Origin of the sequence: Bacillus sp. NTK071, assembly GCF_017303315.1 — a bacterium.
Lineage (GTDB): Bacteria > Bacillota > Bacilli > Bacillales > Guptibacillaceae > Guptibacillus.
On sequence record NZ_JAFKOI010000007.1, the window covers coordinates 106,687 to 123,844 of the forward strand.

19 protein-coding genes are annotated in these 17,158 nt (G+C 39.5%); 3 read left to right on the forward strand and 16 right to left on the reverse strand.

Annotated elements, in window-relative coordinates:
• Positions 1-143: 143 nt before the first annotated feature.
• Positions 144-344, forward strand: coding sequence for a cold-shock protein (locus JI666_RS12825; RefSeq protein WP_048310643.1), 201 nt, complete (start codon positions 144-146; stop codon positions 342-344).
• Positions 345-398: 54 nt separating this feature from the next.
• On the opposite strand, the gene JI666_RS12830 is transcribed toward JI666_RS12825, so the two are convergent.
• The 6 genes from JI666_RS12830 to JI666_RS12855 all read right to left on the reverse strand — a co-directional run bounded on the left by JI666_RS12830 (position 399) and on the right by JI666_RS12855 (position 6,734).
• Positions 399-815, reverse strand: coding sequence for an RDD family protein (locus JI666_RS12830; protein WP_206892360.1), 417 nt, complete (start codon positions 813-815; stop codon positions 399-401).
• Between the two features lie 39 nt (positions 816-854).
• Positions 855-1,220: a cupin domain-containing protein gene (locus JI666_RS12835; protein WP_206892362.1), complete on the reverse strand. Its 366-nt coding sequence runs from the start codon at positions 1,218-1,220 to the stop codon at positions 855-857.
• 265 nt (positions 1,221-1,485) lie between these two features.
• The gene (locus JI666_RS12840; protein WP_206892364.1) at positions 1,486-1,725 is read right to left on the reverse strand and encodes a hypothetical protein; all 240 of its coding nucleotides are present in this window, start codon (positions 1,723-1,725) and stop codon (positions 1,486-1,488) included.
• A 201-nt stretch (positions 1,726-1,926) separates the two neighbouring features.
• Positions 1,927-2,751 (reverse strand): MBL fold metallo-hydrolase, encoded by an 825-nt coding sequence (locus tag JI666_RS12845; RefSeq protein ID WP_206892368.1) that lies wholly within the window; start codon positions 2,749-2,751, stop codon positions 1,927-1,929.
• A gap of 173 nt (positions 2,752-2,924) precedes the next feature.
• A complete protein-coding gene (ltaS, locus tag JI666_RS12850; protein WP_206892369.1) occupies positions 2,925-4,892 on the reverse strand; it encodes a lipoteichoic acid synthase in 1,968 nt (655 codons plus the stop codon).
• A gap of 417 nt (positions 4,893-5,309) precedes the next feature.
• Positions 5,310-6,734: an MDR family MFS transporter gene (locus tag JI666_RS12855; protein ID WP_206892603.1), complete on the reverse strand. Its 1,425-nt coding sequence runs from the start codon at positions 6,732-6,734 to the stop codon at positions 5,310-5,312.
• Positions 6,735-7,053: 319 nt separating this feature from the next.
• On the opposite strand from JI666_RS12855, the gene JI666_RS12860 reads away from it, so the two are divergent.
• Both JI666_RS12860 and chrA read left to right on the forward strand, forming a co-directional pair.
• Complete coding sequence (locus tag JI666_RS12860; protein ID WP_206892370.1) at positions 7,054-7,356, forward strand: PadR family transcriptional regulator; 303 nt, start codon at positions 7,054-7,056, stop codon at positions 7,354-7,356.
• A gap of 18 nt (positions 7,357-7,374) precedes the next feature.
• A complete protein-coding gene (gene chrA / locus JI666_RS12865; RefSeq protein WP_206892371.1) occupies positions 7,375-8,562 on the forward strand; it encodes a chromate efflux transporter in 1,188 nt (395 codons plus the stop codon).
• A 56-nt stretch (positions 8,563-8,618) separates the two neighbouring features.
• On the opposite strand, the gene JI666_RS12870 is transcribed toward chrA, so the two are convergent.
• The 10 genes from JI666_RS12870 to JI666_RS12915 form a co-directional block, all read right to left on the reverse strand.
• The gene (locus tag JI666_RS12870; protein ID WP_206892372.1) at positions 8,619-9,413 is read right to left on the reverse strand and encodes a PP2C family serine/threonine-protein phosphatase; all 795 of its coding nucleotides are present in this window, start codon (positions 9,411-9,413) and stop codon (positions 8,619-8,621) included.
• Positions 9,410-9,817 (reverse strand): NUDIX hydrolase, encoded by a 408-nt coding sequence (locus JI666_RS12875; protein WP_206892373.1) that lies wholly within the window; start codon positions 9,815-9,817, stop codon positions 9,410-9,412. The genes JI666_RS12870 and JI666_RS12875 overlap by 4 nt, the downstream gene beginning before the upstream one ends.
• Before the next feature lie 108 nt (positions 9,818-9,925).
• The gene (locus JI666_RS12880; protein ID WP_206892374.1) at positions 9,926-10,111 is read right to left on the reverse strand and encodes a hypothetical protein; all 186 of its coding nucleotides are present in this window, start codon (positions 10,109-10,111) and stop codon (positions 9,926-9,928) included.
• 135 nt (positions 10,112-10,246) lie between these two features.
• Complete coding sequence (locus tag JI666_RS12885) at positions 10,247-10,936, reverse strand: Na-translocating system protein MpsC family protein (RefSeq protein ID WP_206892376.1); 690 nt, start codon at positions 10,934-10,936, stop codon at positions 10,247-10,249.
• Between the two features lie 439 nt (positions 10,937-11,375).
• Positions 11,376-11,573: a hypothetical protein gene (locus JI666_RS12890; RefSeq protein WP_206892378.1), complete on the reverse strand. Its 198-nt coding sequence runs from the start codon at positions 11,571-11,573 to the stop codon at positions 11,376-11,378.
• A gap of 99 nt (positions 11,574-11,672) precedes the next feature.
• Entirely contained in the window at positions 11,673-12,605 is a 933-nt protein-coding gene (locus tag JI666_RS12895; RefSeq protein ID WP_206892380.1) for an aldo/keto reductase, read from the reverse strand.
• A gap of 68 nt (positions 12,606-12,673) precedes the next feature.
• Complete coding sequence (locus JI666_RS12900) at positions 12,674-13,687, reverse strand: phosphotransferase enzyme family protein (RefSeq protein ID WP_206892381.1); 1,014 nt, start codon at positions 13,685-13,687, stop codon at positions 12,674-12,676.
• 103 nt (positions 13,688-13,790) lie between these two features.
• Entirely contained in the window at positions 13,791-14,714 is a 924-nt protein-coding gene (gene rbsB, locus JI666_RS12905; protein ID WP_206892382.1) for a ribose ABC transporter substrate-binding protein RbsB, read from the reverse strand.
• Between the two features lie 10 nt (positions 14,715-14,724).
• Positions 14,725-15,675, reverse strand: a complete 951-nt coding sequence (gene rbsC, locus JI666_RS12910) for an ABC transporter permease subunit (protein ID WP_206892383.1) — start codon at positions 15,673-15,675, stop codon at positions 14,725-14,727.
• Positions 15,668-17,158 carry a sugar ABC transporter ATP-binding protein gene (locus JI666_RS12915; protein ID WP_206892384.1) on the reverse strand — a complete coding sequence of 497 codons (1,491 nt, stop codon included), beginning with the start codon at positions 17,156-17,158 and terminating at the stop codon, positions 15,668-15,670. The genes rbsC and JI666_RS12915 overlap by 8 nt, the downstream gene beginning before the upstream one ends.

Consider the following 17,158-nt stretch of genomic DNA (forward strand, 5'->3'; position numbering starts at 1 on the left):
GGACGTGTTATACTAAGGTTAATTATTGTTGTTCGGTACTGATTATTAAAGAATAGGCTACTTCAGAAAGTACTTACATCTCAAATGATTATGTAGAGCAGTAATAGTAATATTTGTGCAAAATGCACTTGGAGGATACACACATGAATAAAGGTACAGTAAAATGGTTTAACGCAGAAAAAGGTTTTGGCTTCATCGAAGTTGAAGGCGGAGACGACGTATTCGTACATTTCTCAGCTATTCAAGGCGAAGGCTTCAAAACTCTTGAAGAAGGTCAAACAGTTACTTTTGACACTGAGCAAGGTAACCGCGGACCACAAGCTACTAACGTAACTAAAGCGTAAATAGCATATATTAAAAGGCTTTTCCCTTAGGGGAAAAGCCTTTTATTTTGCTTTCTATTCATTGACTGGCGACGCTTTTGTCACATATGTGCCTGCAATTAAATCATGTAGAGCACGATGATCTGCACGGGTTGCCACCATTATGATACTTATTAGAAATCCAATTCCTATCGTTAAGACATATACAATAGTACCCACAACAATTCTAAGAACCATCGTTAGGAATCCAGGCGGCTGACCATTCATTCGTACTATTCTTATCCCTAATACCCGCTTTCCAACCGTATAGCCATACCAGAGAATAGGCAGGAGAAAATAATACACAAACTGTATCAATCCACTCACTTCTTCTCCAGATTGCCCTTGGATAACATAACTGTTTAAAAGGGATAATGGTACACCAAGTAGAACAGCATCGACTAAACAGGCAGCTACACGCGGCCAAAACCCAACTGTAACCGTATGATCCATTCTAATGAGTCCCTTCTGAAAATCAGTTCTAACCAAAACTTATGATGTTGCTTCCTCTTTTATACTCATAAATTTAGCTGGATCCAATTCACCCTCAATTGCGATTGCAGTCAGTCCTTCCTCAGTTGTCGTTTCATGCCACTCATCTTTATCCCAAAATACAGCATCCCCCGCTTTTACTTTCACGAGCTCATCTTCTTCCCCTCTCACCCATCCTTCTCCGCTCAGAATTAAGAATAGCTGAGGTGTGACAGCCTGGTGATAGCCAATGATATTCTCTTTATCTAAATACATCGCTCCGATATGTACACTTGAATCCGTCTGCGTAATACGTGACATGACAAATTGAGAGCCAAATTTAGTTATTTCTTTACCTGATGTTCGATTAAAGCTGTAAATTTCCATTTAGAAACCCTCCTATGATCGCATATAAACACTAGTTCAATTAAAATCGATTACCAAAGATTCTATTTAAAGGCTCTTTTCGTAGACATTGTTGCTATAAAAGTAGGGATGATTTCCGCTCTAGGATGCTCGCTTTCCGCGGAGCGGGCGGTGAGCATCCTTCTGCTCCAATCAGCTTCAAGTGTGGTTCTTTATAGAAAATTTCTTTCAAAAGCAACAATCTTTTAGAAAAGAGCCTTTATAAAAAATTGGTGCTTCTCAAAGATTATTCTATAGCGAAAAACTTGGTGCTTGTGAATAGAGGAAGTTTGTTTTCTCCATTAATTGTTTCACTGCCGAAGTGATATACGATATGAAAATGACGAGCGAGTTTTTGATTGAAAAAGGCAGCTTCATTAGTATCGTTCCACTTCTCTGAATTTCCAAAACCTGCAAACCATTCAATACCTTGATCAACGAGAGCACTTCTTAGGTTTCTTGCTTCCACAATGGATTTTTGCTTCAAGATGACTGTCTTTCTTAAGCAATCCTCTACACAAGCGAAATTTGTCTTTGGGTTCTACTATCTACAATCTCATTCTTTCTACCTAGTAACTCTATTCTCACTCTTTGTATCCAATTCCTCCTATTAATAGTAAGTACCAACCTCTAAAAGACTTACAGTATATAGAATCAAAAAAACAGCCTCTTTCTGAGGCTGCTTGATTTATGTATGGAACAATTGTCCTTCTAGTGCTTGAATGTATCGATCTGCGGAATTCTGTACCGCACGATCTGCTCCATTCTCAACGATTTTATGAAAAGCATTATATATCCTATTAAATGTGAGCGGCTTTAACTTGTCTGCCATCTCTTTAACTTTGAAAGCAGGTAGAGGAATTAAATTAGGATAGCTGTACATAAAACTCACCCAATCTTGATCGGCAACAACCTGTATAATATCGCCTGTAAGAAGCAGTCCTTTTCCTTCGCTTCCCATTTCATTATGAAGGACTGCACCACCTAGGAAATGACCCCCAAGACGATAGATTGTTAATCCAGATGCAAGCTGTAGCTGCTCACCGCTCCAAAAACGTATATGCTCACTTTCTCTCATTACCCACTGTCGATCGTCTTCATGTATATAGATGGGGACATTGAAAGCATCAGCCCACTCAACTTGTGTTGAATAATAGTGCGGATGGGAAAGAGCAATAGCATCTATTCCACCAAGTCCAATGATCTGGTTTATTGTTTTTGAATCAAGGTATGAAATACAATCCCATAGAAGGTTAAAGTCACCTTGCTGAACAATGTAAGCTGTCTGACCAATCGCAAATGACGGAGCAGTCGTTATACTATATAGTCCTTTTTCTTCTTCTATCAATTGATTCTGAAATTCCTCCCCTTCTTGCATCTTCTCAAGGGTTGTCCATTCTTGCCCCTCTGGATTCACATATTGACGCTCTTCGCTACAGATTGGACATGATTCTGGATCATTCTTCATTAAAGAATATTGCGTGCCACAGGTAATGCAGATCGATCGTTTCATGCGTATCATCTCCTTTTCATTTATTATCACTCTGGAATAAATGCCACATGGAAATTATACCCTTAATTCTCTTAATATGCCTCAAGCGATTGCCTTATTTTGGTCTACAACTTTCGTAGGACTTTTCCAACCATCAAAAAAGCACCCTACCATTATGGTAGAGTGCTTTTTCATCACTTTTGTTCTTTTTGTTGTTCAGGTACTTCTTGCTCTGGGTCAATTTGATTGACATTATAGTTGTAGTCATCTCGATTAACAGGTGTAAAACCTTCTGGTTCATAGAAACGAAGCAGATCACCGTAGACAATCTTATCAGAAAGATCTAGTGATTCCTTTACGAAATTTCCTGGTTTTTCACATGCTTCTGAATCAACTTTTTCTCCAGTCGGGTTGGCATAACACTTTTCGTTAACTGATGTTACTTCAGGTGTAACGAAATCTCCATTACGGAATGGAACAATCTCACGATGATCTTCAGAAAGAAGATCTGAACCAAATGAGATGAATTCATCTGTTTCAACACCTAGAAGGTGAAGAACTGTATCTCGAATATCCATCTGTCCACCAAATTTATGGACTTGCTTTCCTTCAACACCAGGCGCAGTAATGAACACTGGTACTCGCTGCATTTGTGCGTTTTCGTAAGGGTTCATTTCTTTCCCCATCACTTTTTCCATCGCTTTGTTGTGATTGTTTGAGATACCGTAATGATCACCATACATGACGATCACAGTGTCTTCGTACAGTCCAGATTCCTTAAGATCATTAAAGAATTGTTCAATTGATTCATCCATATACTTCGCAGTTTGGAAGTAACCATTTACCACTGAATCTTCTGTTTCAGGAGTAGGGAAGTCGACATCCCCCTCATCCATCGTAAACGGGAAGTGGTTCGATAATGTTAGCATCTTAGCATGAAACGGTTCTTCAAGACTTTCAAGATATGGCATGGATTCCTCAAAGAATGGTTTATCTTTTAGACCATAATTATGAACATTTTCCTCATTCATATCATAATAGCTTGAATCAAAGAATTTCTGAATACCAAATGATTTATACATCTCATCACGGTTCCAGAATGTTTTACCATTACCGTGGAAAGATGATGTCGTATATCCTTTTTGTTCAAGTATTGCAGGTTGAGCTTGATACGTATTACGCGCTTTTTCCATTGCGACTGAGCCACTTGGTAGCGGGTAAAGAGAGTTCGCCATCATAAATTCGGCATCAGACGTTTTCCCCTGTCCAACTTGACCGAATATGTTATCAAAATAGAACGTATTTTGATCTTCCACAAGACTATTTAAGAATGGCGTTACTTCCTGACCATTTACTTCTTTTCCAATAACGAAAGTTTGGAAAGATTCAAGTGAAATATAAATCACATTTTTCCCTTCCGCTTTACCGAAATACTCCGGATTTGGTTCAGTGCGATTTGCCTCTACGAAGTTTCTTACATCTGTAAGATCATCGCTGCTTGCAAAAGCACTCTGTGAATTCGATTTAATTGTCGTAATCGCATCGAAAATCTGATAGTTAAATTGTCCAAGATATTTCACAAGGTACGTACGGTCAAATGCACGTGTAAGAAGTTCCGGACGATCGGCCTCAGCAAGACCAAGATTCACTGTAAAAAAGACAGCTGCTGAAGCAAATACTAACGCGATCTTCTTCCTTTTAACTGATGCCTGTGGTTTAACTACCTTAAACAGAATCAATCCAAGTATAAGTAGTGTATCAACAAAGTAGAAAACATCTGAGAACTGCATTAAAGCAAATGCACTGTCTTTTAATTCTCCAGCATCATTTGTATGCATAACTGTTGGTAACGTAATAAAATCATTAAAGAAACGATAGTAAACGATATTTGCATAAAGAACAAATGATAGCAAAAAATCAATAATTAGAATTGCCCATGCTCGTTTACGTCCTTTAAAGAATAAAGCAAAACCAAAGAATAACAGTAACGAACTGATTGGATTTAGGATAAGTAGAAACGATTGAATGCCGTTCTTAATACCCAATTCAAATTCAGTTTGATAGACTGCGTAGGTTTTTAACCAGAATAATAGAATGACGCCAAAGAACAATGTCCACGGCTTATTCAACTGACCTTTTAATTGTTCACGCATGACTGTCATAAACCTCCTTACGGGAATTTCCCGCTTTATATATGTTCTATTAATTGAATGTAAATTTATTGTTTTTTATACGCTAATACTCGAGTATAATACGCCCAAATTAATTTAATGTCAAATTTCACTTGAGGGACGTAATTGACGGTAACTAGAGTTGGAAACGTTATTTTAACGTCAATTAAGGTAATTTCAATGATTGTAACGCTACAGTAAAATATAGGACATACAACCTCACAAAACGTTGTCATTATATGAAGGCATTCGGCAAACACAACCAATTATCCAAGAAATTTGTTAATGTTATCCTTTCTTTTAACAAGCATATTACGTTTACGTTCCAATATATAGAGTAGGAAAGTAGGATATTCGTTACAAGGTCGTGACAAACCAAAAAAGCGCCTCAATAGAGACGCTTTTCCCTCATTCATTTACGGCTGATTGCGCTTCGTTCTGATCATTCCTGTCTTCAGGAACAGCTTTACGTATAAACAGAGAGACAAACAACCCAACTATGGCGAAACCAAAAGCAACAAGATAGACAAGATCGACCCCAGAAACGAGAGACTGACTGATTGTTTCTGCGTTTCTAGGGTCACTAGCTTGATCTAAATAAGCTTGTTGTCGATTTGTCATGATACTGATGAAAACCGAGACGCCTATTGCACCAGAAACGGGCTGCAGCGTGTTCATAATGGCCGTACCATGTGGATACAAGTGCTTCGGCAGACCATTTAACCCATTCGTCTGGGCAGGCATCATGATTGCTGATATCGACAGCATTAATAGAACGTAACTGACGATGATGAGCCAAATCGGTGTAGTTAATCCAATTGTACTGAACGTGAACATTACTCCCGCAAGTACAACTGATGCGGGAATAATTAATTTACGAGGACCGAATTTATCGAACAACTTCCCCATCACTGGTGACATTAGCCCGTTCAATAGACTTCCAGGCAGTAGAATTAACCCAGCTGTTGCGGCAGTTAAACCAAGTGGTCCCTGCATATACATAGGCAAAATAATCTCAGATGAGAACATCGCCATGATGATAATAATAAATAAGACAGCAGCCACCGTGAACATCGGGTATTGGAAAACTCGAACATCAAGTAATGGTTCTTTTAATTTCAACTGTCTAAGCACGAAAAAGATAAGTGCAACTACCCCAATGACCAGTGGTAAAAATACTTTTGGAGTGAGATAGCCGACATCGCCCTCGCCTGCAAAGCTAAATCCAAGTACAACTCCTCCAAAACCGAGTGTAGAAAGTACAATGGAAGGAATATCTACTTTTGGTTTCGTAACCTCCCCCACATTTTTAAGAAACTTGTAGCCGAATCCAATTGAGAACAGCGCAAATGGAATTACTGTAATAAAGAGGTACCTCCATCCTAGATGTTCCACAATTAAGCCAGAAAGGGTTGGGCCAATAGCAGGCGCAAACATTATGACAAGTCCTATCGTCCCCATTACTGTTCCACGTCGTTCTGGTGGGAATACAAGTAGAAATGTGTTAAATATAATCGGAATCAGCAAACCTGTTCCAACCGCTTGAAGCAGTCTACCACCTAATAGAATACTGAAAGTCGGGGCGATAGCACAAATAACCGTTCCAAACGTAAAGATCGTCATCGTACCTAGAAACATTTGTCGAGTCGTATAAGATTGAAGCAATAGGGCTGAGATCGGCGTTAAGATTCCCATCACTAACATGAATCCAGTTGCCATCCACTGCACAGTAGCAGGGGTAACACTGAATCTCTCCATTAACGTCGTTAACGCTATATTCAATAACGTCTCATTAAGTATGGCAAAGAAAGCTCCTATAATGAGAGAAATCATTACGGGCTTTACATTAAACTCCGGATCCTCTGCCAGAAATTCGTATGTCTTTTTATTTTCCACCTTTAAGCGCCCCCCTTTTTCATATCATAGATTAAATCCTTAGAAGTGATGGGCATATTATGATTTACCATTATTAATGCTCAATACATCAGAAAATATCTTACTATATATCATGTCCTATTGAAAGAATATACCTCTATGCGCTATGTATTTAAATGATTGGTTAATTTCCTATCAATCCTTGACCAGCAATTATAAACAAATTACAATTATATCGAAATTCGATATCGATATACGATATTAGGAGGATGGTTATTTGGATAATAAAGTACTCCGCAAGCTTTTTCTAGGTTTTATTCAAATCCATATTCTTCATCATGCGAAGGAAGAAGCCATTTACGGGTCTTGGATGCTTGAGGAACTCATGGAGCATGGGTATGAAATCAGTGCTGGTACCCTTTATCCTATTCTACACACGATGGAAAAGGATGGATTACTTAAGAAAGAGGAAGCAAATGTGAACGGAAAAATACGAAAGTACTATCAAACAACAGATAAAGGGAGTCATGTATTAGATGAAGCCAAAACAAAGGCATATGAACTTTTTAAAGAAATATAAAATTAAAGGGAGGAACCAATGTCTAGTAAATACTCAATGAAAACGTTAATCGAAATTTTCCTAGTATCCTCAAGACTCGGTCTAACATCCTTTGGTGGACCTGTTGCACACCTTGCTTATTTTAAAGAAGAATACATCGATCGTAGAAAATGGCTTGATGAGAAAATGTATGCCGATATTATTGCTTTGTGCCAGTTCTTACCTGGCCCAGCAAGTAGCCAAGTGGGTATTGCCATCGGAATGATGAGGGGAGGTATGCTTGGAGGAATTATATCCTGGTTCGGATTTACGATGCCGTCAATTCTGATTCTTTTGATCTTCGCATTGCTGTATCAAACCTTCTCTCTCGGAGAAGGAACATTCATACATAGTTTGAAAATCGTGGCAGCGGCAGTCGTTCTTCATGCGATTATTGGACTAGGGAAGAAACTAACGCCTGACAGAACGAGAATAGCGATTGCACTATCTGCTGCATTCATTATGTTACTTTATCCTTCTGCCTGGATGCAGCTGCTCGTTATTTTTGGAGCTGGACTACTCGGATTAAGACTATTTAGCAATAAAACGGAAACGAATGTTAAACCATTTCCCGTATCGATTTCAAAGAAGACTGGTGTTTTTTCGCTCCTAACGTTAGGATCACTTCTCATAGTATTTCCAGTTATTAATCGTTTCACCGATCATGAACTGCTCAATTTGTTTGATACGTTCTTCCGAGTTGGTGCGCTCGTATTCGGTGGTGGCCATGTTGTCCTCCCTATGATTGAACGTGAAATCGTTCCTCAGGGAATGCTAACAGCTGATCAATTTCTTGCGGGGTATGGTATGGCTCAAGCTGTCCCGGGTCCACTGTTTACGTTTGCTAGCTATATCGGTACGATGCTAGAAGGCGTAATCGGAGCAATTGTCGTTACCATCGCCATTTTTCTACCTTCTTTCTTATTAATAACCGCAGCACTTCCTTTTCTAAATGAGCTACGAGAACGAGCAACTTTTCAAAAAATACTAATCGGTGTAAACGCCAGTGTCGTTGGAATCCTGTTAGCAGCCTTCTATGATCCTGTTATTAAAAGCTCCATTCTCGCTCCGGAGGATTTCGCTTTAGCTGCCATTCTTTTTGCACTTCTCTCCATCTGGAAATTACCGGCATGGATGATTGTTGGAATTGGTATTTTAGGTGGATACCTCATTCAGTGGATTAGTTAACCAAAAACGAAGACACCTCAACTCGGTGTCTTCGTTCTATCATTGATAAGAATAAGTTAACGATCACTTGGCATTGTTGCATTTTCTTCTATATCGATTTCCCAAGACAGTATCGTTGTACTGTCTCTAACACCATTCTCTTTGATTTCCCATAACAACTGCCTGACTCCATCACTAACAGAATTCCCCTTCATACGCTTAGCAACTTCAACTGATGAATGAAAATGCGTATTAGGACATTCAATAAGACCATCTGTCGTTAGCAATAGAATCGTCGTACCTTTTCGAAGTTCTTTCGTTCCAGTGCTATAGCAAGGAACAACTGCATCAAACGTGTTCACCTCGCCAATCCACTCATAGAAACTACGATGATTCTGTTTGTATTCACCTAATGCTTCAAGCTCAGAATGAATCAAATAAAGAACACAATCACCTACAGAGAACCACCAAACATATTTCGCTTTGCGTACTACGATTAAACATGCTGTCTCCCCAGTTACTTCTTGACACCTTTGTCTAAAATCTTCATGTTGAAAAATAGATAAAATGGTTTCTTGCAATGCTCTAATCGCATCACCAACCGGTTCTTCAATGATACGTTCAAGAATAAAGCGGTGCTGCTTGAACTCCTTTATGACAAGATCAGCACTCTCTGCTGTTTTGTGAGCGTCAAGCACCATACTAAGTTCCCAATCATAACCTGTCCAAACTAAACAGCCATCTTCATTTTTATCCTGACCACTTGATGAATTTCCACCAAATCTTCCTACCCCAACTCTGCCAACCTGACAATAGTTTAATTCATCAATATATGACCGCTCACTACCAACCCAGCTTATCCCACTATTCATGCTTCCATCTCCGAGCTATCCATTTCAATAAGAAGAGAAGCAATTGAAGTAGGATAAATGTTTACTTGATCTATAGCAGATATTGGAACCCAGACAGCTTGATATGTTCCAGAGGTGCTGCGTGCAAATTCTTCCCCAGCGCCGCTACCAAACTCGCCACATAGCATGTTAGCAGTGAAATAATACTGTTCACCACCATCTACGATTGTTGCAAAGAGAGGACCTACTTGGACAGTTACTCCTAGTTCTTCGAAAGCTTCCCTTGCAGCTGTTTGTTGAAATGTTTCTCCATACTCAACTCCGCCACCAGGCAGAACATAATACGTTTCATTGTTCTTCACTCGTTTAATGAAAGCCACATTTCTATCTTCTATGATAACCACACCTGCTCGAATTCTAGCCACAAATCGGACCCCTTCCTGCACTTTCCTTTCTTAATTTCGCAACCATGTGATAGATATCCTTTATGAATCCTCCAAAACAATCATAATTCCTTCATATAAATCGAACTGTTACTTTATGCTACCTTTGCAATGAATGCATACTTCATAACATTGCTTATCTACTAATTTTTTAAGGTAAAGGTTATCATGCGTGCCTTCCCTTTCATTAATAGGGGTTGTATGAAACTCGCAGTGATCGCCAGCAAATGTTGTGCGATGAATAACGCGTTTTGAATGATCAATTAAATATTTCATGTTCTTCCTCCTTATCGTGTTTTTCTCTCTTTTTAAGCAAGAAGTAAATGGGAATAAAAAAAGCCGAAAAAGACCTCACGTAGGTCTTTTTCGGCTTATAACTGGTTCTATTGCCCAGTGTATTTCCACCTTATATTAATGTGGTTTTATGATAATGGTAATATAGCTTTTATCCAAATTGAAATCCCAATCTACAAAGATATCTTGAACTTTGGTAGATAGAATTGATTCGAAATGGTTATCGTGAAGCAATCCTTTTTCAAGACGTCTTTTCGTTAGTTTAAGCTCTTCTTCAAAGCCACCGCGAATAAGCTCTTTTTCAATTCGGACAAGGATACCGTCACGAAGCACAACGAGGGTTCGTTCATTTAACAAACAAGAATCCACGCTTTCAGGTGCTTTCTCTGCTAGCTTGCTTACCCGAATGATTTCTTCATGTACTCTTTCTTTACCATGGTACTCACTGAGTCCATTCTCTTCTGTAGTTTGTACATTTTTCATGACGCCCAGAATCATACCTGAACGATTTTGTAATGACCAATCATGATAGAACGACTCTATTTCTAGATTTCCCATTACACGAAGTGATGCTTTTATTTCAGGCAACAATCCTTGCATAAGGAGATCTCGGGTCTCTTCTACCCTCATATCTTCTTTTTGATCCACGAGTACCCGCTCCATTGGCGCAAGAAAATCGCGGAAGTATATTGTAATATAAGGCTCCTGAATCGACACGTAAACCGACGAAGGACCTTTTCCAAAATTATCTCGTAGCAGTTTACCAACATAACTCGCAATTTCTGCTTCTGTTGATTTAGGCTCCAATGATGTTCACCCTTTATATTAAGACAGGAACTTTTTGTTCCCCATCCAATAGTTATTATAGTAGTCTTTCCTTATTTTTTAAAGGATAACGCATGAATTTGATATTTCAATTAGATGACAAGAAAGAATTTGCGTTTTTTACAATTTTGTTTATTTCTCACAGCATATAATTGCACAATCTCATGAGTTTGCTCATGATCAACCGTATAAATATTTTCTATACACGTTATGTATGTATCAATAGTTAGTAATATCAAATCCGAGTACTTCTTTAAATTCTCGCACAACGGTTTCATGCGATCTTTCACCGACCTTAATCGGTCCACCAAGTGGTCGATAATAATCGCCCATTCACAATGAATGAGGACCATGGTAAGCTTCCACGAGGATGCTATCTCCTCTTATGAGTAGTCCCAGTGATCTCACCTTTACACTAATCTTACTTCCTCTTTTTCTTCTTCCCTTTTTTAGTTAGAAATAACCATGCAATCCGCTGAATCACCACGATTAATGCCCCAAGTGACATAATCATACCAGGACGTGCTGATCGATCTTCTTCGAAAAGAAAGATTAGAAGAATCGCACTAACGATGATGATTAAGCTTATCGTAAATACCACGTATTTCTTTTTCTTCATTTCGATACCTCCTTCGATCGTAAGAGAAATTAGGTTTTCACGGATAAAACGGATAAATATTAAAAACCAGGGGAGCACTCCCCTGGTTTACTAACCAATTTACCTAAAAATGCTGTCGATGCGTTGGATTTCTTCTCCAGTAAGTCTCACATCAAGCGTTTTTAAGTTATCCACGACTTGCTCCTGACGCTTCGCCCCTGGTATTAGTACATCAATGCTATCTCTCGTTAAATACCATGCAAGGACCACATGCGCAACATCTACGCCTTTTGCATTTGCAATCTGACGAACCTGGTCAACTTTCTTCAAATTCGCTTTAAATGTTTCACCCTGGAATAGAGGATTCTCTGAACGAAAATCATCAAATGTTGTATTCTCATCATACTTACCAGCAAGAAGTCCTGATGCAAGTGGAAAGTAAGGAATGAACGAGATGCCCTGCTCTGCTGTATATGGGAGGAGGTCTTGTTCAGCTTCGCGTTTAAAGAGATTATAATGACTTTGTAGCACATCAACATAACCATCTTGGTTCGCTTCTTTTAACTGATCCAAGTCAAAATTAGACACGCCAATCGATTTGATTTTTCCTTCATCCTTTAGGTCCTTGAGTGCCCCAACTGCTTCTACTTTCGGAGTATCTTCGTCAGGAAAATGAATATAGAATAGATCAATATAATCTGTTTGAAGACGCTGCAAACTGTTCTCAACAGACTGCTTCAGAAATGAAGGAGAATTATTATAAACGACTTTCTCTCCTTTAAATTCGTGTGCTCCTTTCGTTGCTAGCACAATGTCGTCGCGACTTCCTCTTTCCTTAATAACTTGACCAACTAGCTCTTCAGATCGCTCAGGTCCATAAATATAAGCGGTATCGAGTAAATTAATCCCATTATCAAGTGCTGCGCGAACCAAATCTTTCCCTGTCTCTTCATTTAAATTCGGATAGATATTATGTCCACCCACTGCATTCGTTCCAAGACCAATCGGATTAGCTTGCAAACCTGATTTCCCTATTTTCACTTTTCCCAACATGATTCATCCTTTCTCTATTCGAAGCTTCCGAAAGTACATTACCACTTCTACCCAATTGGAAAACATCGTTATGCGTTTTCCAACTTCATCATTACACTGTCGAAAGAAATGTCAGCCATTAGTTCCTTATTTATCAAGCGGTTACGAATACCCTGTAAAGCCTTTTCGTCTTTCTCTTTCATGAATGCCACGTTAAATTTCTTATGGAAAACGGTATATAATTCAAAATCTCTTAACCTTAGAAAAAAGGGTATTGTCCTTAGCCACTCGTTCGAGATCGTCGCCTCTTTTCGATAACCTTTTAAAAATGAATATAGAAAATTTGTGGCAAAAGCAGATCTAACCTGAAGTGATTCATTCCCACACTTACCCCAAACAGCATAATAGACCGGAATTGCCAGATCACTACTATAATAGTGGTAGATACTATCATCAAAATCAAAGAGATGAATTTCTCTACCATCATAAAAAAAGTTACCCTGATGAACGTCAGAGTGAATCAGGCCAAACGTTTTACCCGTTTCATGAAAAGACTTAATTTCTTCAACTAGTCTCTCCCCCGATGTAATGATACTCTCGTCATCACTGCTTGTCAGATAGTGCTCAAACCGTAGTAAATCTCCCTGATCCCATCTACCACGCTTTCCTTTGGCAGGTTGATAGTTCATTGAAATGCTGTGCATCTTACCAACTTCTCTGCCCCATGCTTCGAACAATTCAGGACCAAACGCTAAGTCATCGGTTTTCACTATGTAGCCTGGAGCCTTATCAAAGAGGCATGCATAAAATGAACCCTGTTCTAATGGAATCGTCTCGACCCTTTGTCCGAAACTTGAGCATGAGACATTCACACCCTGCCTGTGCAACTCATTAATCCAGTCCAGTTCAGCCTGAATCTCCTCAATCGAACGATGTGAGCTATGCGTTAGTCGTAGAATCCAAGTTTGATTCCCCTGTTTTACTTCATAAACATAGTTTTCAAAATCACCGAGCTTCTTTTTCTCATCCGCATGGATACCAAACCGTTTAATGACATCTTCAAGAATTGCCTCTGAGAATAAGTTATCAATCCAAGCTTCCATCTCAGCACCATCCTAATTGTTGTATTTAACTAGAAGGTTCGACCTTTCTCATCAATTTCCTTTTAAACGACAAAACGCCCCCGATTGTCGAGGGCGCTATTCGTTATTCTGTTTCTTCCGTCACTAGCTTCAATGGAACAGGAATCGTTTCTTTTACTTCATTTCCTTTTAGAACATCAACACCAGCTTGAACAGCAAGTGATCCAATTTCGTCAGGCTGTTGAGCAACAGTTGCTGAAAGTTTTCCATCATTGATGCTATTGATTGCATCTTCGTTACCGTCAAACCCTACTACGAGGACATCTTTTCCTGAGCTTTGAATGGCTTGTATTGCACCAAGCGCCATCTCGTCATTGTGAGCGAAAACCGCCTCGATATCAGGATTACCCTGAAGTAAGTTCTCCATCGTATTCAGACCTTCTGTCCGATCAAAGTTGGCTGTTTGTTTTGCCACAACATCAAGCTTTTCATCAGCTATATTATGAAACCCTTTCCCACGTTCACGAGTTGCGGAAGCACCTGGTACACCTTCAAGTTCAGCTATCTTTGCACCTTCTCCAAGCTGATCGACAAGATACTTGGCAGCCATTTCTCCACCTTTTTCATTATCAGAGGAAACAAGCGTTGCTACTTCTCCTTTTTCAGCTGAACGGTCTAAAGTTACAACGGGAATACCTAAGCTATTGGCAGATTGAACAGCAGTAGAAATCGCTGCAGAATCAGTCGGGTTAATCAGTAATACATCAACACCCTGCTGAATGAGATCTTCTACGTCGTTAATTTGCTTTGCTGCATCATTTTGTGCATCTACAACAACGACATCCATTCCATTTGCTTTCGCTTCAGCTTCTACTCCATCCTTCATTGATACGAAGAAAGGGTTATTTAATGTAGAAACAGATAAGCCAATTTTAATATCTTCTAGGTCTGTATTTTGACTCGGCTTTGCCCACTCAGGAGGCTGAAGCGAACAAGCCCCTAGCATTAGAAGTGACAAACTGAGCAATAATGGCAATATTTTTTTCATAGTAATCCTCCTAAGCTGCTTTTTTACGATCAATCAGTACGGCAATGATGATAACGACACCTTTAACCACCATCTGGAAGAAAGAAGATACGCCGAGTAAATTAAGACCGTTATTTAATGTACCAATAATGAGTGCACCAATTAACGTACCAATAATTAACCCACGTCCACCTGAAAGACTCGTTCCACCGAGCACAACTGCTGCGATAGCATCAAGCTCATAAGACGTACCGGCTGTTGGCTGTGCTGAGTTTAAGCGTGACGTAAGGATCGCACCTGCGAGCGCTGATAATAACCCTGCTAGTGAATAAATCATTACTTTAATACGCGAGACTTTAATACCTGAAATAAGTGCTGCTTTCTCATTGCCACCGATCGCGTATGTTTTTCTACCGAATGGAGTTTTGTGCAAGATCACCCATAGAACACCAAACGATAAAAGCATTGTAATGGCTGGAACTGGAATCCCTAGGAAATAACCTCGACCGAAAAGCTGGAATGCGTAGCTGTCACCAAGACCCGTGATCGGATTTCCATCAGTGTATACAAGAGTTAGTCCACGAAACATCGTCATTGTAGCGAGAGTTGCAATGAACGGTGCCATTTTCCCTTTTGTAATCAACAATCCGTTAACCATTCCCATTAGCGCACCAAGAAGGGAACCAATTAGTATTGCTAGAATTGGGTCAATACCAGATACCATCATGCCGGCCATTAGCGCGCTGGATAAGGCAAGAATTGATCCAACTGAAAGATCGATCCCCCCAGTTAGAATGACAAACGTCATACCGTATGCAATTAACGCATTAATTGCCACCTGTCTAAGAAGGTTAAGCAAGTTCAATGGTTCTAAGAAACTAGGATTTAAGATAGAAACGGTGATGACGAGAACCATCAATCCTAGAAGTGGTCCAAGCTTTTGCATAACATCACCGATGTGATTCGTTTTCATTTTACTCATCTTCGTGACCTCCTGTTGCCAGTGTCATAATTTTCTCTTGCGTTGCTTCTTCTTTCGATACTTCACCCGTCATTTTGCCTTCACGGAAAACAAGGATACGATCGCTCATTCCAAGAACTTCAGGGAGCTCTGATGACACCATTATGATAGCGACACCGCGATCTGTAAGCTCATTCATTAGCTGATAGATTTCACGTTTTGCACCTACATCAACTCCGCGAGTTGGTTCATCTAGAATCAATACTTTAGGACCAATCCCTATCCATTTCGCAATGACTACCTTTTGCTGGTTTCCTCCTGATAGGTTTTTGGCGCTCGTTCTAGCAGATTCTGTTTTAATTGTCAGTCTCTTAATTAATAATTCTACGAAGTCTTGCTCGCTTTTCTCATTGATTAGTCCTTTAGGAGCAAAACTATATAAGCTCGGTAGTGCAATGTTATCTTTTAAGGAGAAATCTAGTACAAGCCCCTCTTCTTTACGGTCTTCCGTAATGAAACCGAGCCCCAATGACACAGCCTGATGTGGATTCTTAATTGTAACTGGTTTTCCATTAATGTGAATTTCTCCACCGTATTTACCATCAAGTCCAAAAATGGTACGCATGATTTCCGTACGTCCAGCTCCCATTAATCCTGACACACCAACAATTTCTCCTGACCTCACTGAAAAGCTAACATCAGAGAAAGCGCCTTTCCGTGAGAGTCCTTGAACTTCAAGCATTGTGTTACCAGGGTTTGGTGATCGTTTTGGAAAACGGTCTGTTAATTCACGTCCGACCATTTTACGAACGACTTCATCAAAGCTCGTTTCTGGAATTGGTTTTGTATCAACGGTTTTACCATCTCGCATGACGGTAATGCTGTCACAAATTGTGAAAATCTCTTCCATTCTGTGCGAAATATAAACTATTGAAACGCCTTGATCTTTCAGTGATTGAATGACGTTAAAGAGCGTTTGAATTTCTCTCTCAGTTAGCGCTGCAGTTGGCTCATCCATAATAATTACTTTGGCATCTGTCATTAATGCTTTCGCGATTTCAATCATTTGTTGTTGACCAACAGAACATTTCCCTGCTTCTTGCTGTAGAGGAATAGCAATGGCAAGCTTCTTAAATTGCTCATCCGCAACCGCTTTCATTTTTCTCGTATGAAGTAAACCAAAACGTGTAACCGGTTCCTTATTAATAAATAAGTTCTCTAGAACGGTTAAATCTGGCCAGATGTTCAGTTCCTGGTGAATAAATGCCACTCCATTTTCTTCTGCCTGCTTTGGGTTATCAAAAACGATCTCCTTGCCATTAATCATGATTGTTCCGCTGTCTTTTTTGTGTAGACCGGTGAGAATATTCATTAAAGTGGATTTCCCTGCCCCATTCTCACCCATAAGAGCGTGAACCTCTCCATCTTTAATTTCAATGTTAACTCCTTCAAGCACTTTATTACTTCCAAACGCTTTATGAATATCGTGCATGCTGATTTGCAT